General features: G+C 56.9%; 16 protein-coding genes and 1 tRNA gene. 9 read left to right on the top strand and 8 right to left on the bottom strand.

All coding sequences use genetic code 11. From position 1 onward, the window contains the following. Positions 1-20: 20 nt before the first annotated feature. Positions 21-1,595, bottom strand: coding sequence for a cysteine--tRNA ligase (cysS, locus tag ACR0JI_RS02395; RefSeq protein WP_480493103.1), 1,575 nt, complete (start codon positions 1,593-1,595; stop codon positions 21-23). Between the two features lie 219 nt (positions 1,596-1,814). On the opposite strand from cysS, the gene ACR0JI_RS02390 reads away from it, so the two are divergent. Together ACR0JI_RS02390 and ACR0JI_RS02385 are read left to right on the top strand one after the other, a co-directional pair. After that, positions 1,815-2,159, top strand: coding sequence for an MmcQ/YjbR family DNA-binding protein (locus tag ACR0JI_RS02390; protein ID WP_480493102.1), 345 nt, complete (start codon positions 1,815-1,817; stop codon positions 2,157-2,159). A gap of 56 nt (positions 2,160-2,215) precedes the next feature. Continuing rightward, complete coding sequence (locus ACR0JI_RS02385) at positions 2,216-3,400, top strand: pyridoxal phosphate-dependent aminotransferase (RefSeq protein WP_480493101.1); 1,185 nt, start codon at positions 2,216-2,218, stop codon at positions 3,398-3,400. Positions 3,401-3,406: 6 nt separating this feature from the next. Here ACR0JI_RS02385 and ACR0JI_RS02380 read toward each other — a convergent pair whose 3' ends face one another. Then, on the bottom strand, positions 3,407-3,925 hold the full coding sequence (locus tag ACR0JI_RS02380) for an outer membrane protein (RefSeq protein ID WP_480493100.1): 519 nt from the start codon (positions 3,923-3,925) through the stop codon (positions 3,407-3,409). 414 nt (positions 3,926-4,339) lie between these two features. On the opposite strand from ACR0JI_RS02380, the gene ACR0JI_RS02375 reads away from it, so the two are divergent. Further along, a complete protein-coding gene (locus tag ACR0JI_RS02375; RefSeq protein WP_480472943.1) occupies positions 4,340-5,884 on the top strand; it encodes a trimethylamine methyltransferase family protein in 1,545 nt (514 codons plus the stop codon). A 52-nt stretch (positions 5,885-5,936) separates the two neighbouring features. On the opposite strand, the gene ACR0JI_RS02370 is transcribed toward ACR0JI_RS02375, so the two are convergent. After that, complete coding sequence (locus ACR0JI_RS02370; RefSeq protein WP_480472945.1) at positions 5,937-6,182, bottom strand: EF-hand domain-containing protein; 246 nt, start codon at positions 6,180-6,182, stop codon at positions 5,937-5,939. A 537-nt stretch (positions 6,183-6,719) separates the two neighbouring features. After that, on the bottom strand, positions 6,720-10,340 hold the full coding sequence (locus ACR0JI_RS02365; RefSeq protein WP_480493099.1) for a vitamin B12-dependent ribonucleotide reductase: 3,621 nt from the start codon (positions 10,338-10,340) through the stop codon (positions 6,720-6,722). 541 nt (positions 10,341-10,881) lie between these two features. On the opposite strand from ACR0JI_RS02365, the gene ACR0JI_RS02360 reads away from it, so the two are divergent. Continuing rightward, on the top strand, positions 10,882-11,316 hold the full coding sequence (locus tag ACR0JI_RS02360; RefSeq protein WP_480472949.1) for a hypothetical protein: 435 nt from the start codon (positions 10,882-10,884) through the stop codon (positions 11,314-11,316). Between the two features lie 14 nt (positions 11,317-11,330). On the opposite strand, the gene ACR0JI_RS02355 is transcribed toward ACR0JI_RS02360, so the two are convergent. From ACR0JI_RS02355 to pdxH, 4 genes are all read right to left on the bottom strand, one after another. After that, positions 11,331-11,407: transfer RNA gene (locus ACR0JI_RS02355), tRNA-Pro, on the bottom strand. 43 nt (positions 11,408-11,450) lie between these two features. Then, the gene (locus ACR0JI_RS02350; protein WP_480493098.1) at positions 11,451-11,918 is read right to left on the bottom strand and encodes a DUF192 domain-containing protein; all 468 of its coding nucleotides are present in this window, start codon (positions 11,916-11,918) and stop codon (positions 11,451-11,453) included. A 7-nt stretch (positions 11,919-11,925) separates the two neighbouring features. After that, complete coding sequence (locus ACR0JI_RS02345; protein WP_245220458.1) at positions 11,926-12,432, bottom strand: cold-shock protein; 507 nt, start codon at positions 12,430-12,432, stop codon at positions 11,926-11,928. A gap of 142 nt (positions 12,433-12,574) precedes the next feature. Beyond that, a complete protein-coding gene (gene pdxH, locus ACR0JI_RS02340) occupies positions 12,575-13,180 on the bottom strand; it encodes a pyridoxamine 5'-phosphate oxidase (RefSeq protein ID WP_480472951.1) in 606 nt (201 codons plus the stop codon). Between the two features lie 135 nt (positions 13,181-13,315). On the opposite strand from pdxH, the gene fabI reads away from it, so the two are divergent. The 5 genes from fabI (at position 13,316) to trpE (ending at position 19,278) form a co-directional block, all read left to right on the top strand. Beyond that, entirely contained in the window at positions 13,316-14,122 is an 807-nt protein-coding gene (gene fabI, locus ACR0JI_RS02335) for an enoyl-ACP reductase FabI (RefSeq protein WP_267365343.1), read from the top strand. A 4-nt stretch (positions 14,123-14,126) separates the two neighbouring features. After that, complete coding sequence (gene gpt / locus ACR0JI_RS02330; protein WP_209503823.1) at positions 14,127-14,636, top strand: xanthine phosphoribosyltransferase; 510 nt, start codon at positions 14,127-14,129, stop codon at positions 14,634-14,636. 21 nt (positions 14,637-14,657) lie between these two features. After that, positions 14,658-15,833 (top strand): aminotransferase, encoded by a 1,176-nt coding sequence (locus tag ACR0JI_RS02325; RefSeq protein ID WP_480493097.1) that lies wholly within the window; start codon positions 14,658-14,660, stop codon positions 15,831-15,833. Between the two features lie 80 nt (positions 15,834-15,913). Continuing rightward, positions 15,914-17,755, top strand: a complete 1,842-nt coding sequence (locus ACR0JI_RS02320; protein WP_480493096.1) for a peptidyl-prolyl cis-trans isomerase — start codon at positions 15,914-15,916, stop codon at positions 17,753-17,755. 11 nt (positions 17,756-17,766) lie between these two features. Then, complete coding sequence (trpE, locus tag ACR0JI_RS02315) at positions 17,767-19,278, top strand: anthranilate synthase component I (RefSeq protein ID WP_480493095.1); 1,512 nt, start codon at positions 17,767-17,769, stop codon at positions 19,276-19,278. Positions 19,279-19,298 lie beyond the last annotated feature (20 nt).

Here is a 19,298-nt window from a genome sequence, read left to right as displayed (position 1 = left end):
CCGTGCTTCAGAGTTCCCAGTCAAACTTCGGCACGTAACTCATTGTAATTGCGTTCATACCCCTCACGAAGTTTCTTCATTTTTTCCAGTGTTTGCGTCCACTGATCTTCTCGAGTCTTCACTGAAGTACTAGATCCTGCGGTAGTTCGAACATCAGATGCCTTCGCGAGAATGGGCTTGATATCCCACTCATAGCCATTCTGTGTATCGCTTACTGTGAAGCCAAAATAGGGAAGGTCCTTGTCCCGCATTTGGTCCGCCCACTTAAACAGTAGACCACCATTTTCCTTTTCGCCGCTCTTCATCCACGCCTTAGCTTGATCTTTGAATTTAGAACGCAAAACCATCCAATTCTCAATTTCGTTTGCAAAAAAGGATCTATCTACAACCGCTCGCTGATCCATCCAAGCACCCATTTCCTCGGTCAAAACTCCAAGCAATTGCGCACTCGCCAAAAGCATCGCTGCATCCCCATCCGCGGCCAATCGGTGGAGTTCCGCCATAGCCCCCGCTGTATTTAGATCGTCACTCAACGCAGCGACCACCTCAGGTGCCGGGCTGGCGGCAGGTTCGATGCCTGCTGTCAGCGCCCGCCATTTGCGCAGCGTCGCCTCGGCCTCGTGGGCCTTCTTCTCTGTCCAATCCATCGGCTTGCGATAATGCGTCTGCAGAAAGACAAACCGGATCACCTCACCCGGCACGCCCTGTTCCAACAAGTCGCGCACGGTAAAGAAATTGCCCAGCGATTTGGACATCTTCTTTCCTTCAACCTGCAACATCTCATTGTGCAGCCAGACCCGCGCGAATTCGCCATGCGGGTGCGCGCACTTGCTCTGGGCGATCTCGTTTTCATGATGTGGGAACATCAGGTCGTTGCCGCCACCGTGGATATCAAAGCTCTCTCCCAGCAGTTCATAGCTCATGGCCGAGCATTCGATGTGCCAGCCCGGACGTCCCCGACCCCATGGGCTGTCCCACCCCGGCAATTCATCGGTCGAAGGCTTCCACAACACGAAATCCATCGGGTTCTTCTTGTATGGCGCGACCTCGACCCGCGCACCCGCGATCATGTCATCGACCGACCGGCCAGACAGCTTGCCATAACTCTCTTTCCAGCTGTCGACCGCGAACAGAACATGACCTTTGGCGGGATAGGCATGGCCCTTGGCAATCAGATCTTCGATCATCGCGATCATCTGGGTGATATACTGGGTCGCGCGCGGCATCTGGTTGGGTTCCAACGCCCCCAACGCCCCCATGTCGTGCAAGTACCAGTCGATGGTCTCGTCCGACCGCTCCTGCACCAATTGCTCAAGCGTACCTTCTGCACCAGCCTGTTTGCGCGCCAGAGCCGTCGCGTTGATCTTATCATCCACATCGGTGAAGTTGCGCACATAGGTCACATGCTTTGCGCCATAGACGTGGCGCAACAGGCGATAGAGCACATCGAACACAACCACCGGGCGGGCATTACCCAAATGGGCACGATCATAGACCGTTGGGCCACAGACATACATCCGCACGTTTTCAGGATCGATCGGTACGAAGTCTTCCTTCGTCCTCGTCCGTGTGTTGTGCAGCTTGATCGTCGTCATCGGTCGGGCTCCTAAGAAACAGCAAAGGCTTGCGCGTTGGCGCGGGCTTAGCAACTTGTCTCAGGGATGAAAACGAAAGAAACCGGCCCGCTTGATAAATCAGCAGGTAATGCAGCAGATAATGATGCAGGTCACCGGGTTCATGGGACATCGGTTAGCATGGGATCATTCGCAAGCCAAGTGTTGAGTTTGCCACCCCCGTTGGGCACAGTGCCGAACATGGACCGAAATTTCGTCAATTCCATCTGCAAAACGCTTCCCGGCGCTGAACTGTCCGATCCCTGGGGCGGTGGCCATGACGCCTGGAAAATTGGTGGCAAGATGTTCGCCTGTATCGGAATCGCAAATGATGGTGTTTCCGTCAAAACGCCCGATATCGAGACGGCGCAGATGCTGATTGACGCCGGGATCGGCGTAAAAGCCCCCTATTTCCACCGCAGCTGGGTGCGTCTTCCGTTTGAAACCGGCGCTGACGAAATGCGCCATCGTTTGACTGTGTCCTATGACCTTGTCCGCGCATCATTGACCAAAAAACTTCAGGCCTCGATAGCGCCGCGAAGCTGATTGACAAACGCCTGCCGCTCTGTCCCATTCAGCGCAGAGTAACCGGGGCCCTTGTCATGGAATTGTCCAAGCGCATCACGCAGATCACCGGCGGCAGCGACGGGTGGGAGGTGTTCAATCGGGCCCGACGGATGCTGAATGAAGGGCATGCCGTGACAGAATTGACAATCGGCGAGCATGACGTTCGTACCGACCCGTCGATCCTGCACGCTATGGACCTGTCGGCCCGCAACGGTCACACCGGTTATGCCACTGTGCCCGGAACAGATTTGCTGCGTGATACGGTTGCTGCCCGGGTTCAGTCCCGCACAGGTATTCCAACGACGCGCAACAATGTACTGGTCACACCCGGGGGGCAGTCCGCCCTGTTCGCGGCGCATATGGCTGTGTGCGATCCCGGCGACACCGGGCTGTTTCTGGACCCGTATTATGCCACCTATCCCGGGACGATTCGCGGTGCCGGGGCCATTGCCCGCGCTGTTCGGACCGCTGCAGAGGATGCATTTCAACCGCGCGCCGAATTGATTGATGCTGCCGCGGAAGGCGCGGTTTCGCTGTTGATCAACACACCGAACAATCCGACCGGAGTGGTGTATTCCCGTCAGTCACTTGAAGCCATTGCCGATGTTTGCCAACGCCGTGACCTGTGGCTGATATCAGACGAAGTCTATGACACCCAGATCTGGGAGGGCGAGCACCTGTCCGCCCGCGTGCTGCCCGGAATGGCCGACCGTACCTTGGTTGTTGGATCAATGTCCAAATCTCATGCCATGACCGGGTCCCGATGCGGGTGGATCGTTGGTCCTGAATACGTGATCCGTCACCTGATAGATCTGGCTACTCATACAACCTATGGCGTACCGGGGTTCATTCAGGACGCGGCCAGCTTTGCACTGACCGCAGGACACGAACTTGAAAACAAGATCGCCGCGCCGTTCCGTCGCCGCCGTTCATTGGCGATGGACGTATTAGCGGCACAGAACACAGTGGGGCTCGTCCCGGCGCAGGGTTCTATGTATCTGATGCTGGATGTACGGGCGACCGGGCTGACGGGTGAAGGGTTTGCGAACGCCCTTTTGGACACTCATGCGATTGCGGTCATGCCGGGCGAAAGCTTTGGCAAAGCCGCAGCGGGGCACATTCGGGTTGCCATGACCGTGGATGATGAGAAATTTGTCAGTGCCTTGAGAACCCTGTGCATGTTTTCAGCGCAGCTCGCCAAGCGACACGCGGCTGAATAGCCGCATTCAAAACCGAAACGTTGTACGCAGGTTGAAAACATTGGTGTCCAGACTGCCGCTGGACCGGGTGACATCGTCGAATTTCTGCCGCAGTGCTTCACCGCTGATGACGAAATTCTCGCCAATCGGATAGGCCAATCCGATTCCGTAAACCGCGGCTGTGTCACTGTCGACCGATGTATCAGCCCGCGCTGCGCCTACGACCACGTACCCCAAAGCGTTACCGAAATCATATCCACCACGCAATTTCAAGCTGGTCATGCTGTCGAGACTGCCCTGAGACTGTCCGAGGTTCAGGGACAGCCGATTATACTCCAACTCACCGCCCAGAACGAAATTCCCAAAGTCCCGGTCATAGCCCAGATGCGCACCAAAGGCCGTATCATCGCCATTCGCACCACCCGGACCATCGGCATCTGCAAATCCAAAACTGAAACCGGCATACCCGCCAGTCCAATCCTCCGCCGCAACAGGGTTAGCGCCGGCGATAAATATCGCAACAACAAGGACGGAAATAGGGTTCATAGTCGGGTTCAATGCAACACCGCTCTGGTTTCGATCAGAGGTATGACTTCAATTCAATCTGTGACCTGCTGCTCACAATTCAACTCCGCGCAGCAGACCTTGGAAGTAAGTGAATGCAGTATAACAGATTTCTTCCAAAACGGGCGAAAATCTCGGCGTTTGGTTCTCTGACCCCATAAGCCGTGAGAATTGTCCATATGAATAATCATCAAAGGTCGCAAATAGAACAGATTGTGTCGCCGCGTTTTGGAATTGTCGCGCAAGATGTTGAGGGGCAAAATGGCAGACGATGACTGGAAAATCAGCCTGATCAGCCGCACTATTGGGGCGGATCGCGGGCGTGCCGCACGAGGACGGCCGTAAAGGTGTGCTTGCAGACACCTTAAGACATCACTCAACGACCGGATTCTTGAAATGAACGACCAACCCCGCAATTCTTCGCGCAGTGGCGGCCGCGCCGCGCGCCGTGCTGCCCGTGCAACCGCACTGCCTGAGCACCTGCGACCTGTCCGCCCCGGAATGGAAGGTGGCGTCCTGAATGTACTGACACAGGCGCAGATCGAACGCATCCACGAAGCAGCACTTACCGCGCTTGAAACCATTGGCCTGGCGGATGCCCCGCAAAGTGGCATTGACTATCTGGTCGGTGCGGGCTGCACCTTGGGTGACGATGGCCGTATCCGTTTCCCACGTGCCCTTGTCGAGGACACGATTGCTAAGGCGAACCGCTCAGTCACTTTGTACAGCCGGGATGGAAACACCGATCTGGAATTGTCGGGCACCAAAGTGCACTACGGTACGGCCGGGGCCGCCGTGTCCATGGTCGACGTCCACGGTCGGGAATATCGCCATTCCACCGTGCAAGATCTGCACGATGCCGCGCGAATCTGCCAACAGCTTGATAACATTCACTTTGTGCAGCGGCCAATGGTCTGTCGTGACATCGCGGACAACCTCGAAATGGACCTCAACACAATTTACGCCTGTTGTTCTGGGTCCTTCAAACATGTCGGGACATCCTTCACCGAACCAAGCCACGTCGCACCGGCGATGGAGATGATCTATATGATTGCGGGCGGTGAAAACAAATTTCGCGAGCGCCCCTTCGTTTCGAACTCGAACTGCTTTGTTGTTCCTCCAATGAAATTCGCAACCGAAAGCTGCGAAGTGATGGAAGCATGCATCAAGGCCGGTATGCCTGTCTTGTTGCTATCTGCCGGTATGGCCGGTGCCACAGCGCCGTCGACCATCGCCGGTGCGATCACGCAAGCAACTGCGGAATGCCTGGCGGGATTGGTTTATGTTAATGCCGTAAGTCCCGGTGCCCCGGCGATTTTCGGCACCTGGCCCTTTGGTCTGGACCTGCGGACCGGTGCCATGTCGATTGGTTCAGGGGAACAGGCCCTTCTGACTGCCGGATGCGCCCAGATGCACCGGTTCTATGACTTGCCGGGCGGAGCTGCGGCTGGCGCATCGGATTCGAAACTGCCCGATATGCAGGCCGGCTGGGAACAGATGTGTTCGAACGTCATGGCAGGTCTGTCCGGTCTGAACATGGTGTATGAGGCGGCCGGGATGCATGCCTCGTTGCTGGGGTTCTGCCTGGAAAGCCTAATCCTCAGCGATGATCTGATCGGACAGGCGCAACGCTGTGTACGCGGGATCGAGGTGACGGATGACACGCTGGCACTGGATCAAATGGCGGCGGTATGCATGGGCGGCCCAGGCCACTATCTGGGAACTGACGCAACGCTGAGCCGGATGCAGTCAGATTACGTCTATCCAACATTCGGAGATCGCTCCTCGCCGAAAGAGTGGGTGGAGCTTGGCAAGCCCGATCTGGTGGAAAAAGCCGTAGCCCGGAAAGAGGAAATCCTTTCCACCCCTTCCCCTGCAAGGTTCGACCCGGTTCTGGACGCCGAGATTCGGAAAAAATTCAAAATCCATCTTCCCGCCTAAGGTGATGGAAAAGGCGGCCCGAAATGGATCGGGCCGCCTGTTCATTCGATGCCTACCCGTCGCTGGGCGGCAGCAATCCTGCCTCCTGCGCGATCGCGACCTCGTCTGCATCCAACGCTCCGTCACCATTGGCATCCATGGCCGAGAAAGTGTCAGCGTTGATTTCCGGTACGACTGCCTGAATTTCCTCGATGGTCAAAAGACCATCACCGTTGGTATCGGCTGAGGATTGGGCCGAAGCAACGCCGGGCAAGCCCAGAACGGCCACGGAAAGCCCGATCAAATAATGCGATTTCATTTCAGTGCCTCCTGAAAGGTGTGTTTGTGTTTACGTCCGGACAGCGCCCAGAAGCACATGGACACCCCGGCGCGTCACGCGCTTTGGTAGAACTTCGTGATTTCACGCCAATCTTCGCGTGTTTGCCCGAGTCGGGTTTGCGGCCCTCCGCCTGAAGAAGGCGGCAAAACCTGTATCGGCGGCTCTTGCCCGACAGGACCACCTCAATCCGGCAATGTGGCGCTTATCCGGGACGACTCGGCGGGTAAAAAGAAAGGGGGCCGAAGCCCCCTGTCAGTTTCGCCTTCCAGGCTCATTTCGTTGACCGCCCGGTGTTTTTTTGCCTGCGGCCTGGACTGCGCATGGGGCGAGCGCACCCGCCCCGTGAAAGAGTGGGAAGGAGCAAATATTCCGCCCCACCCTGTTCCCGGCCAACACGGGCATGTCGGCCGAGTGGAGAATGGTCAGTCGGTGACAGACCTGTTCTCCGTATTCGTCGGGGTCGGTTACTTAGGGCAGCGTCCGACCCCTACGCCCCGGGGTGCCGGGGCGTTAAAGTCAGCTACACCCGCTTGTCGCGCCGCAGGTGTTGCACTTCATGCAAGTGCCGTTACGCACCAGCGTGTAGTTTCCGCATTCGCCACAGGGGTCGCCCTCATAGCCCTGCATCTTGGCTTTGGTGCGGGCGTCCATTCCGGTTGCCACTGCCGTTTCGGTGGCAGGCGCTTCGAACACAGTTGCTGTTTCCGACATTCCGGCCACGTCGCCATAACTGCCGTTGAACATCATCAAATCCTGCGGCAGACGCTTGCGCAGATACCCGGTTGAACTGATTTGTTTTAACACTTCCAACGACTTGGACGCCGCAGTTTCACTGATTTCCGAGACGTTGGAAACGCCTTCCTCTTCACCGCGTCCCAGATCATCAAAGGTAGCACCCTCGGGTTTCACATGGGCCAGATCGGTACGGTCCAGATAAGACACGGCCAGTTCGCGGAAGATGTAATCCAGGATCGACGTCGCGTTCTTGATCGAGTCGTTGCCCTGCACCATCCCTGCCGGTTCGAACTTGGTAAAGGTGAAGGCGTCGACAAACTCCTCCAGCGGCACGCCATATTGCAGACCGACTGACACGGCGATGGCAAAATTGTTCATCATCGCCCGGAAGCCAGCGCCTTCCTTGTGCATGTCGATGAAAATCTCACCCAGTTGACCGTCTTCGAACTCACCCGTGCGCAGGTAAACCTTGTGGCCGCCAACGATGGCCTTCTGTGTATACCCCTTTCGGCGATGCGGCAGTTTCTCGCGATGACTGCGGATTATTTCCTTGACCACAACCTTCTCGATCACCTTTTCGGCCAGAACGACGGCTTTTTCCTGTGCAGAGCCGCTTTCCAACACCTCGGCCGCCTCGTCATCATCCTCGACCAGCGCAGCCGCAAGGGGCTGAGACAGTTTCGAGCCGTCGCGGTACAGCGCGTTGGCCTTCACACCCAGTGACCAGCTAAGCTCATAGGCCTTCTGGCAATCCTCGATTGTCGCATCATTCGGCATGTTGATCGTTTTGCTGATCGCACCCGAGATAAAGCTTTGTGCCGCCGCCATCATGGTGATGTGGCTGCCAACCCCAAGGAAACGCTTGCCTTTCTTGCCGCACGGGTTGGCGCAGTCGAAGATCGCGTAGTGTTCTTCCTTCAGATGCGGTGCACCTTCCAGAGTCATGGTTCCGCAGACATGGTCGTTGGCCGCGTCGATATCCGCGCGAGTGAACCCCAGATGACGCAACAGATCAAAGGTCGGGTCATTCAGCTTGGTCGCCGGGATGCCCAGAACGCCGGTGCAGAAATCTTCGCCCAATGTCCATTGGTTGAAGACGAACCGGATGTCAAAGGCGCTTTCCAGCGCGGCGTCCACCTTGGCCAGTTCATTGGCACCAAAGCCGTGGCCAGTCAGTGAGGTGTGGTTGATCCCCGGCGCATTGCCGATTGTGCCGTGACCGACCGCGTAGGATACGATCTCTTCGATCTGCGACGAGGAATAGCCCAGCTTTTCCAGCGCAGATGGTACCGAGCGGTTGATGATCTTGAAGTAACCGCCGCCTGCCAGTTTCTTGAACTTGACCAGCGCAAAATCGGGCTCGATCCCCGTTGTATCGCAATCCATCACCAGACCGATGGTGCCTGTGGGGGCAATTACCGTGGCCTGTGCATTGCGGTAACCGTTCTGCTCGCCAAGGCTCAGCGCCTCATCCCAAGCGGACATGGCCAGATCGACCAAACGCTTGTCGGGGCAGTTGCCATGGTCCAGAGGTACCGGCTTGACGGCCAGTTTCTCGTACCCCTCAGTCACACCCTGCGCCGCGCGGCGGTGGTTGCGGATGACGCGCAGCATATGCTCGGCATTGCGCTTGTATCCCTTGAACGGGCCAAGCTCACCGGCAATTTCAGCTGAAGTGGCATATGCCACACCGGTCATGATCGCGGTCAGCGCACCGCAGATCGCCCGCCCCTCGTCCGAGTCATAGCTGTAGCCCATGTTCATCAACAGGCCGCCAATGTTGGCATAACCAAGGCCCAGCGTGCGGAAGTCGTACGACAGCTGCGCGATTTCCTTTGACGGGAATTGCGCCATGGTCACCGAGATTTCCAGCGTCAGCGTCCATAGGCGCGAGGCGTGCATGTAATCGGCGGCCTGGAACTCACCGTCCTTGAGGAAGGTCAGCAGGTTCATCGAGGCCAGGTTACAGGCCGTGTCATCCAGAAACATGTATTCTGAACACGGATTCGAACCGCGAATTTCACCATCTTCGGGGCATGTGTGCCATTCGTTGACCGTGTCGTGGAACTGGATGCCAGGATCCGCACAGGCCCAGGCGGCGTGGCCAACCTTTTCCCACAGATCCAGTGCCTTGACGGTCTTGGCGACTTTGCCATCGGTGCGGTTGATCAGCTGCCAGTCCGCGTCTTTTTCCACCGCGGTCAGAAACCCGTTGGTCACGCGGATCGAGTTATTCGAATTCTGCCCCGAGACCGAGCTATAGGCTTCCGAATCCCAATCCGTGTCATAGGTCGGGAATTCAATGCTGTCGTGACCCTGCTTGGCATAATCCAGCACACGCTTGATGTAAGTCTCGGGGATTGCGACCTTTTTCGCCTCGCGGATCGCCTTTCTCAGCGCTTCGTTCTTGTTGGGGTCATAGGCATCATCGGCCGCACCGTCCCATGAGCGAATGGCCTCGAAAATACCGTTCAGCATCTTTTCGTGCATCTTCGATCCGGCGACGATCGAGGCCACTTTCTGCTCTTCGATTACCTTCCATTCGATGAATTGTTCGATATCGGGGTGATCCGCATCGACAATGACCATCTTCGCTGCCCGACGGGTTGTCCCGCCTGATTTGATTGCGCCGGCGGCGCGGTCGCCGATCTTGAGAAAGCCCATCAGGCCCGAGGATTTGCCACCACCCGACAATGCCTCGCCTTCCGCACGCAGATGGCTGAAATTGGTTCCGGTGCCCGAGCCGTATTTGAACAACCGTGCTTCGCGCACCCACAGATCCATGATGCCGCCTTCGTTCACCAGATCATCATCGACGGACTGGATGAAGCAGGCATGTGGCTGCGGATGTTCGTAGGCGGATTTGGATTTGGTCAGTTTGCCGGTCTTGTAGTCGACATAGTGGTGCCCTTGCGCCGGACCGTCGATTCCATAGGCCCAGTGCAGGCCAGTATTGAACCATTGCGGGCTGTTTGGGGCGGCGCGCTGAGTCGCCAGCATGTACCGCATCTCGTCGAAATAGGCGCGCGCATCCTCTTCGGTCGAAAAGTAGCCACCTTTCCACCCCCAGTATGCCCACGCACCGGCCAGCCGGTCAAAGACCTGCTTGGAGGAAATTTCGCCCTCGAATTCAGCATCTTCAGCGGGAACCGACCGCCACAGGAATTCAGGAACGTCTTTTTCCTTAACTTTGGTCAGTTTGGACGGAACACCAGCTTTGCGAAAGTACTTCTGGGCAATCACGTCGCTTGCCACCTGCGACCAGGTTGACGGAACTTCGATCCCTTCCAGGCGGAACACAATGGTTCCATCGGGGTTTCGGATTTCAGATGTCGCAGACACAAAATCCAGTTCCGAATAGGCATCCTGATCTGGTTTGGTGAATTTTCTTTCAATCTTCATGTCCGCAGCCCTAGTTAAATTCCGCCTAATTTTCGGTTCACGGCACTACATTTTGAGTTGCGGAGCACCACCCGCAACGCCGACAGAAGCGCGCAAAGGTACTGGTCGCTGTTTTGGACAGCGAAAAAGCCGTTACAACGGCTGCACGTTAATAGACTGTGCTTATCCGACCCTCGCCTGTTGCCGTCCCGGCTTGAACACCAGATATTGTGGCAATCTCTTCGGCTCATACAATTTGACGTATATTGCCATAGAAGGTCAACGCCCTTTTTCAGCCAAATTTGAAATCTTTTTTGTTGACCAGACCCAGACACGAGGAGTGTGAAACTCAAGGTCCGATTCCTCCACAGGCTCGCCTTCGGTAAATTTTCGGTCACAACTCGAAGTCTCAAATCGAATTACCGTTTTTACCAGCATAGTTATCTGTATTTGATCAACCAACGCCGCGCTGGTTAGGCTGAAAAGGAATCATCTTCGCCGGGTCTGTCGAACCCACGCTGAACGACCAAAGGTTCACTCCGGATTGAGAAAGGCCAAACGAATGAAGTTGCTTCGCTTTATCCCCGCATTGGCCTGCATCGTGGCTTGCACGCCACAAGAAACGCCGACCCCGTCACGTAGCGCGCTGTTCGAAACCCATCCCAAAAGGTTATTTGAGGCATTCGAAACCAGTTGTTCTGGTCCCGGCAAGGTCTTTAAAAAAATCGGCGCACAGGCTTTTGAATGTAGCGAGTATCTGCCCCCAAAAGCGGCGGCCTATTTGATTCTGAACTATGACGGATTTCCGCAGGACCTGCCCCAAAGTGTCATGCGCCTGACAGCGTCAAAAACAGGTTCCGGCTATCGCGTCGACGCGCGATCGTACTTCAAAGTACGGCAGAAAAGCGGTTCGACCGTTGAAGTACCATTGGAAAGTGACACGCTGGATCAGGCCATCAGCTCGTTGTATCGGGCGATGGGCGGAACGCCCACATGAGAATGTGAAGGAAGTGGTCGGGGCGGCAGGATTCGAACCTACGACCCCCTGTACCCAAAACAGGTGCGCTACCAGACTGCGCCACGCCCCGGACCGTGCGCCTTCCTAACGATGCCAATCTGATTTGAAAAGCCCTAACAGGGCCAAATCGCAGGGCCTTGCGAAAAAATTTCGTGCTGCATCTGAGTGCCGACGCCGATAGAGTAGCGCGCGGACAATCCCGCATTGATTTCCAGCACCGCAAAAACGGCATCACCACCTTCAATCGGTGTCAGATCGCCGGGAATCGCTCTCTCATGTACATGTGTCACCGTGCCCGTACGGTCCAGAAATATCATGTCGAGCGGAATCAGTGTGTTCTTCATCCAGAACGCGACGGGTTGCGGTGGATCAAACACGAACAACATACCCGAACGATTCGGCAACGACTCGCGAAACATCAAACCCCTTGACCGCTCCTGTGGCGTAACCGCCACTTCCACGTCAAATCGGATTGTCGCGCTGTCGTTTCGGAGTGTGACATGGTCGGCGCTGCACGCAGCAAACGCCCCCCCTGTCCACAGCGTGATCAGAAGGGTCCAAAATGCCAGAAAACGAGTCATGGAACCGTCAGCCGTCCAGCGCGGCTTCCCAGGCGAGAACCTGCGCCGCCATTCGGCCGCGCTTGCCATCAATTACGCGCATCGCAAGCGCCTCTCCGGGCTGAAGGTCAGCAAGCCCCGAGCGCCGCAGCACTTCTATATGCAAGAACACGTCTTCACCGCGCCCAAAAACATTTGCGAACCCGAAGCCCTTGCCTTTGTCGAACCACTTCACCCTCGCGGCCTCCAGAGGGGCTTCTGCGATAGCGTCCGGATCCAACTCGGCGAAATCGGCCAGCATCATCGACTCGGCGCGCGCTGGCGGGTCAATTGCAACAACCTCAACCGCCTGAACACCTCTGTCCGTGCGGTGTGTCATGATCTCGATACCCGCTCCGTCCGCGACGGAACTTTGGCCGAAATTGCGCAATACGTTCACATGCAACAGAATATCCGGGCCGCCTTCGTCAGACACAACAAAGCCGTATCCCTTGGCGGGATCGAACCATTTCACGTGTCCACGGACGCGATACATGTTGTTCAGGTCTTCTGGCACGGTTTTCCCATCGCGAATTTTAGCAGTTCGTTAAGGGTCTGTTGTTTATGGGATTGGCGGGCAAATTCAAGCTGAAAAAATCGTTTACTTTCTGCCTGTTGCATTTCACGACACGTGAACGTCATGGATTCAACCTTTCAACATGCCATGCCGATCCCGGCTCAATTCGTTTCCATCTGAACCGGTCATGCAAGCGAAATGCTCCATCAGCCCAGAACTCAATCTCTGTCGGCGTTAATCGGTACCCGCCCCAGAATGGAGGACGAGGTGGATTCGGCCCAAGTTTAGCGGTCACTTTCGCGACCTCTGCCATCAAAGCTGTCCGACTTGAAAGCGGTTGTGACTGCTTTGAAGCCCAGGCACCCAAACGGCTTTTCAATGACCTTGATGCATAATACGCATCAGCCTGGGGCCCGTTTTCACGACATATTGTACCACGAACGCGAAGTTGACGCCGCAAAGATTTCCAATGCATGACAAATGCAGCTTTTTCCGACGTATCCAGCTCGTTCGCTTTGACGCTTTCGTAGTTTGTATAGAATACAAATGAATCCGCTTCGATTTCCTTCAGCAGAACCATGCGCGCGTTTGGCAAACCATCCGGGTCTACGGTTGCAAGCGCAATCGCATTCGGATCATTCAATTCAGTTTCTTCAGCCTCAGCTAACCACCGGGCCGCAATTTTAAACGGATCGGAGCCAGCAAAGATGCCATCACGCTCGGTCATTTCCATCCCCTGGAAAGTATTAATGACGAGCCTAAGGCGAGAACCCGCTGCGAGCAAGAGCGCACGGCCTTGATGCAGCGCTACCAATGGCATAAACCATGCCAATCTAACGCGAAGACAGGCGGAGAACCAAACATGTCAAATCAGTTGATGGCCGGCAAACGTGGCCTCATCATGGGACTGGCCAATGACAAATCAATCGCATGGGGAATCGCCCGCGCCTTGTCCGAAGCCGGAGCTGAACTTGCCTTTTCTTATCAGGGTGACGCTTTAAAAAAACGTGTGGACCCGCTGGCTGCGCAATTAGGCAGCGAAATCGTTCTGCCCTGCGACGTGAGCGATGAGGCTTCAATTGATGGGCTTTTCTCGGCGCTGGAAGAGAAATGGGGCAAGCTGGACTTTATCGTTCACGCCATCGGGTTTTCTGACAAGAACGAATTGCGTGGACGTTATGTGGATACCAGCCGGGCCAACTTCACGCTGACAATGGATGTCTCCGTCTATTCGTTCACCGCGGTTATGCAGCGCGCGGAAAAGATGATGTCCGAAGGCGGCAGTGCCATAACACTGACCTATTACGGAGCCGAGCAGGTGATGCCCCACTATAACGTGATGGGTGTTGCCAAGGCCGCTCTGGAAGCGTCGGTCAAATACCTGGCCGAGGACCTGGGCAAGGACGGTATTCGCGTGAACGCGATCTCGGCCGGCCCGATCAAAACCCTGGCTGCCAGCGGCATTGGCGATTTTCGCTACATCATGAAATGGAACGAGTACAACTCTCCGCTGCGCCGCAACGTGACCATTGACGATGTCGGCAAGTCGGCCCTGTACCTGCTGTCGGACCTCAGCAGCGGCGTCACCGGAGAGAATCTGCACGTGGATTCGGGTTACCATATTGTCGGAATGAAGGCCGTTGACGCCCCTGACGTGGAAAAAGGTTAAGAACATGAGCGCTAAGGACCGCCTGCCGCACGAAAAAGGATTTCACATCAGCTGGGACCAGATCCACCGCGACTCGCGCGCATTGGCGTGGCGTCTGGACGGGCAAGGCCCCGATGATGGCAGCTGGCGTGCTGTTGTGGCGATCACCCGTGGCGGCATGGCCCCTGCGATGATCGTCAGCCGGGAACTGGATATTCGTACTGTCGATACGGTCAGCGTCAAATCCTACCATCATCAAGCTCAGGGTGAGGCGGAAGTTCTGAAAGCACCCGATGCCAAGTTAATGGGTGACGGAACCGGAATTCTGATCATCGACGATCTGGTAGACAGCGGAAAAACTCTGGAGCTGGTTCGGGAGATGTATCCTAAAGCGCATTTTGCGACAGTTTATGCCAAACCCAAGGGACGCCCAATGGTGGATACGTTCATCACCGAAGTCAGTCAGGACACGTGGATCTTTTTCCCGTGGGATATGGCCCTTCAATATGTCGAGCCCTATCGGGGCACCGATTGAAATCAGATCAGTAGGCAGCACATGACGCTCAGCCGTACCGCCGCAACATTCGCGCCGCCAGTGATGGAAGCGCGCCGATGGGTCGAGGGCGTTTCGTTCCCACCCGAACGCCCGTTGATCAACGTAAGCCAGGCGGCGCCGGTTGACCCGCCGCCACTGGCATTGCGCGAGGCTATGGCCGAATTTACCGTGCGCGAAGACCATGCGCATCTATACGGCCCTGTGCTGGGAAATGAAGATCTTCGCACGGAACTGGCTGCGCAGATCAGCGCGCATTATGGGGCAAAGGTCGAGGCACCTCAGGTTGCTATCACCTCAGGATGCAATCAGGCGTTTTCAGCAGTGATATCGGCCATCACCGGTGAAGGGGATGAGGTTATTCTACCAACCCCATGGTATTTCAATCATAAAATGTGGCTGGATATGTCGGGTGTTCAGGCGGTGGACCTGAAGACCGGCGACGATTTGCTGCCCGGTCCGGAGCGCGCGCGGGCGCTGATAACGGACAAAACACGCGCAATTGCTCTGGTCACGCCCAACAATCCCGGCGGCGTTGAATACCCGGCAGACCTTGTCCGCGCCTTCTTTGAGCTGGCGCGCGAAACCGGGATTTACCTGATCGTCGACGAAACCTATCGTGACTTCGACAGTCGCAGCGGGCCGCCACATGACCTGTTCCAGCAACCAGACTGGGATCAGACGCTGATCCACCTGTATTCCTTCTCCAAGGCATACAGGCTGACGGGTCACAGGGTCGGTGCCATTGCAACGGGCCCTGCACTTTTGGCTGAGGTCGAAAAGTTTCTTGACACCGTTGCCATTTGCCCCGGTCAGATCGGACAGTTCGCCGCGCTTTGGGGTATGCAAAACTTGTCGCAATGGCTGGCAGGCGAACGCGACGAAATACTCGACCGTCGCGCTGCCATCCTTGAGGGTATGCCCGCGCTGGAAGCCGAAGGTTGGCGCCTTTTGGGACTTGGGGCGTATTTCGCCTATCTGGAGCACCCGTTTGACATTCCGTCCGACGAACTTGCCAGGCGTTTGGTGCGTGAAGCCGGTGTTCTGTTATTGCCCGGTACCATGTTCATGCCCGATCACCACCCGAACGGGAAACGGCAAGTGCGCATTGCCTTCGCCAACCTCGACCGCACAGGTTTGGGCCAATTGTTCGAACGGTTGCAGGGCCTGTCCTTCTAAGCTTGCCCCCCGGCGGTGTGCGTCGTATTCAAGGCGGCAACCGACAGGGCAGAACGCTGCCGTAATAACAAGAGGGCACCATGGCCGCAGGCGCTAAAAGTCTTTCGAAAACCTTTGTCTGGATTCTGATGGGCATGTTGATGCTGGGGCTCGCGGGGTTCGGCGCCGTCAACCTGAGCGGCACAGTCCGTACCGTGGCGCAAGTTGGTGATGAAAGCATCTCGATCGATGACTTTGTCCGCGAGTTGCAGCGCGAGATCCGCGCGGTTGAGGCGCAATCGGGTCAGCCCCTGCAAATGTCGCAGGCGCGCGATCTGGGGCTGGATCGAAATGCGCTTGCCCGCCTGACGGCCTTGGCGGCGTTGGACAACGAGGTGAGCCAGCTTGGGATTTCCATAGGGGATGAAAACCTGCAAAATGAGATCGTGTCTGTCCCGGCCTTTCAGGGCGTAGACGGCAATTTCGACCGCGAGGCATACCGCTTTCAGCTTGAACAGGTCGGCATGACGGATTCCGAGTTCGAGTCGGACCTGCGCAAAGAATCCGCCCGTACGATCGTTCAAGGTGCGATCATGGGGGGTGTGGAAATGCCTGCCACCGTGACAGACACAATGGCCAACTATATTGGTGCCCGTCGCAGCTTTACCGTTGCGACGGCAGGGGCCGAGGCTTTGGAAACCCCCGTGGCCGAACCGACTGACGCGCAGATTCAGACCTACTATGACGAAAACGCTGAACAGTTCACCCTGCCCCGCACGAAACAGCTGACGTATGCGATCCTGTCTCCGGCCATGTTGGTGGACACGGTTGAGGTTGACGAAGAGGCTCTGCGAAAACTTTTTGAAGAGCGGTCGGCAGAGTATAATCAGCCAGAACGCCGTCTGGTCGAGCGCCTGAATTTCCCGGATGAACAAGCGGCCAACGACGCCAAGGCGCAGCTTGAGGTCGGGGGCACGACTTTTGAACAACTGGTTCGGGACCGTGATCTGGAGCTTTCGGATATCGACCTGGGCGACCTCACGCGTGAGGATCTGGGCGAAGCCGCCGACGCCGTGTTCGCGGCAGAACTTGACGCCGTTGTCGGCCCTCTGCCATCGGTATTTGGCCCCGCCCTGTTCCGTATCAACGGATCCCTGGCTGCAAACAGCGTTCCCTTTGAGGAGGCCGAACCGGCCCTGCGCGAAGAACTGGCGACAGAACGCGCCCGCCGCCTGATCGAGGCGCAGTCCGAAGATGTCAACGACATGCTGGCTGGTGGAGCGACTCTGGAAGAATTGGCAAATGAAACTGAAATGGAGCTGGGTCAGATTGACTGGACCCGCGACAGCGCCGAGGACATAGCGGCCTATGACGGGTTCCGCGCGGCCGCCGAAGCCGTGCAAGAGGGAGATTTCCCTGAAATCGCATTTCTCGAAGACGGATCGATCTTTGCCTTGCGCCTGAACGACGTTCTGCCACGCCGCCCTGAACCGCTGGAAAGCGCACGCGACCGTGTCGCCGCTGCCTGGGTACAGGCAGAGACCAATAAAGCCTTGCTGGAAAAAGCAAACGCCGCACTGAGCCAACTGGCCACTGATGGTGACTTCGCTGCGACTGGCCTGCCCTTCCGCATTGAAAACGCACTGACACGTACCGCGTTTCTTGATGACGTTCCCGCCAGTTTTATGAACGAAGTGTTCCAGATGGAACTCGGTGAGTTACGCGTCATTGGTGGAAATGGTGCAGCCTTGCTTGTTCGTCTGGACGAGGTTCTGCCTCCCGAGGATTCCGACGAACTGCGCCGGTTGCGCGACGCACTGGCTGCGCAGATGGATCAGGCGCTGTCGCAAAATATTTTTGACGCATACGTACGGGACGCTCAGACCCGCGCCCGCCCGGTCGTGGATCAGCAGGCGCTGAACGCCGTGCAGGCGAGCTTTTAAGCGAGACCAAGATGGCCCTGACACCCGATTTCGATACCTTCGCGCGCGCCTATGAAGCGGGCGAAAACCAAGTGGTTTACACACGTCTCGCCGCCGATCTGGACACACCCGTGTCGCTGGTGCTCAAACTGACGGGCGCGCAGAAAGATGCGTTCATGCTGGAGTCGGTTACGGGCGGAGAGGTGCGTGGCCGCTATTCGATCATCGGCATGAAACCGGACCTGATCTGGCGCTGCCACGGTGAAACGTCCGAGTTGAACCGTTCGGCGCGGTTCGACGCCGACGCCTTTGCCGCGCAGGACGGCAATCCGATGGACAACCTGCGTGCGTTACTGGCAGAAAGCCGTATTGAGCTGCCAGACGACCTGCCTCAGGCTGCCGCCGGGCTGTTTGGATATCTGGGCTATGACATGGTCCGGCTGGTCGAATACCTGCCGGACGTGAACCCCGATCCGCTGGGGCTGCCAGATGCGATCATGTTGCGCCCGTCTGTTGTCGCAGTATTGGATGGTGTCAAAGGCGAGGTGACGGTGGTCTCACCCGCCTGGGCCAGCGACGGTCAATCTGCCAAAGCTGCCTATGCACAGGCGGCCGAGCGTGTGATGGATGCGGTCCGCGATCTGGAACGCGCGATGCCCGCCGAAACCCGTGATCTGGGCGACGCGCGCGAAGTTGCGGCACCGGTGTCGAACTTCACCAAGTCGGGCTATATGGAAGCGGTTGAAAAGGCCAAGGAATACATCCGCGCTGGCGATATCTTCCAGGTTGTTCCGGCGCAGCGTTGGACCCAGGATTTTCCGCTGCCGCCTTTTGCGCTTTATCGTTCGCTGCGGCGCACCAACCCCTCGCCGTTTATGTTCTACTTCAACTTCGGTGGTTTTCAGGTCGTTGGTGCCAGCCCCGAGATTCTGGTGCGTGTGTTCGGCAGCGAAGTCACCATTCGCCCGATTGCAGGTACCCGTCCCCGAGGCGCGACCCCCGAAGAAGACAAAGCGAACGAGCTTGACCTGCTGGCCGACAAGAAAGAGCTGGCCGAACACCTCATGCTTCTGGACCTCGGGCGCAATGATACCGGCCGCGTGTCCAAAATCGGCACGGTTCGCCCGACCGAAGAGTTCATCATCGAACGCTACAGCCATGTGATGCACATCGTGTCCAACGTGGTGGGTGAGCTGGCGGAAGACAAGGATGCCTTAGACGCCTTCTTTGCAGGTATGCCCGCAGGCACGGTCTCGGGCGCGCCAAAAGTGCGCGCGATGGAGATCATTGACGAGCTTGAGCCGGAAAAACGCGGCGTCTATGGCGGAGGTGTCGGCTATTTCAGTGCGGGCGGTGACATGGACATGTGCATTGCCTTGCGCACGGCCATCGTGAAGGATCAGAAACTCTATATTCAGGCTGGCGGCGGTGTTGTCTATGACAGCGACCCCGAGGCCGAGTTCATGGAGACTGTCCATAAGTCAAACGCCATTCGGCGCGCAGCGGAAGATGCCGCACGGTTCACCGGAAACGGCAACGGTTAAAGAACAAGGCGGCTGATCAG

Source organism: Ruegeria sp. N10 (assembly GCF_056531545.1).
The sequence above is the reverse complement of the archived record's forward strand: the minus strand, read 5'-3'. Positions and strand labels throughout refer to the sequence as shown.

What these genes read in the sequence shown, in the direction of transcription:
- ACR0JI_RS02320 (WP_480493096.1), top strand. Translation starts at nt 15,914, where the DNA reads ATGGCCGCAGGCGCTAAAAGTCTTTCGAAAACCTTTGTCTGGATTCTG.
- ACR0JI_RS02370 (WP_480472945.1), bottom strand. Translation starts at nt 6,182, where the DNA reads ATGAAATCGCATTATTTGATCGGGCTTTCCGTGGCCGTTCTGGGCTTG.
- cysS (WP_480493103.1), bottom strand. Translation starts at nt 1,595, where the DNA reads ATGACGACGATCAAGCTGCACAACACACGGACGAGGACGAAGGAAGAC.
- ACR0JI_RS02360 (WP_480472949.1), top strand. Translation starts at nt 10,882, where the DNA reads ATGAAGTTGCTTCGCTTTATCCCCGCATTGGCCTGCATCGTGGCTTGC.
- ACR0JI_RS02345 (WP_245220458.1), bottom strand. Translation starts at nt 12,432, where the DNA reads ATGTATCGCGTCCGTGGACACGTGAAATGGTTCGATCCCGCCAAGGGA.
- ACR0JI_RS02365 (WP_480493099.1), bottom strand. Translation starts at nt 10,340, where the DNA reads ATGAAGATTGAAAGAAAATTCACCAAACCAGATCAGGATGCCTATTCG.
- ACR0JI_RS02390 (WP_480493102.1), top strand. Translation starts at nt 1,815, where the DNA reads ATGGACCGAAATTTCGTCAATTCCATCTGCAAAACGCTTCCCGGCGCT.
- ACR0JI_RS02325 (WP_480493097.1), top strand. Translation starts at nt 14,658, where the DNA reads ATGACGCTCAGCCGTACCGCCGCAACATTCGCGCCGCCAGTGATGGAA.
- ACR0JI_RS02380 (WP_480493100.1), bottom strand. Translation starts at nt 3,925, where the DNA reads ATGAACCCTATTTCCGTCCTTGTTGTTGCGATATTTATCGCCGGCGCT.
- fabI (WP_267365343.1), top strand. Translation starts at nt 13,316, where the DNA reads ATGTCAAATCAGTTGATGGCCGGCAAACGTGGCCTCATCATGGGACTG.
- ACR0JI_RS02385 (WP_480493101.1), top strand. Translation starts at nt 2,216, where the DNA reads ATGGAATTGTCCAAGCGCATCACGCAGATCACCGGCGGCAGCGACGGG.
- ACR0JI_RS02375 (WP_480472943.1), top strand. Translation starts at nt 4,340, where the DNA reads ATGAACGACCAACCCCGCAATTCTTCGCGCAGTGGCGGCCGCGCCGCG.
- pdxH (WP_480472951.1), bottom strand. Translation starts at nt 13,180, where the DNA reads ATGACCGAGCGTGATGGCATCTTTGCTGGCTCCGATCCGTTTAAAATT.
- gpt (WP_209503823.1), top strand. Translation starts at nt 14,127, where the DNA reads ATGAGCGCTAAGGACCGCCTGCCGCACGAAAAAGGATTTCACATCAGC.
- trpE (WP_480493095.1), top strand. Translation starts at nt 17,767, where the DNA reads ATGGCCCTGACACCCGATTTCGATACCTTCGCGCGCGCCTATGAAGCG.
- ACR0JI_RS02350 (WP_480493098.1), bottom strand. Translation starts at nt 11,918, where the DNA reads ATGACTCGTTTTCTGGCATTTTGGACCCTTCTGATCACGCTGTGGACA.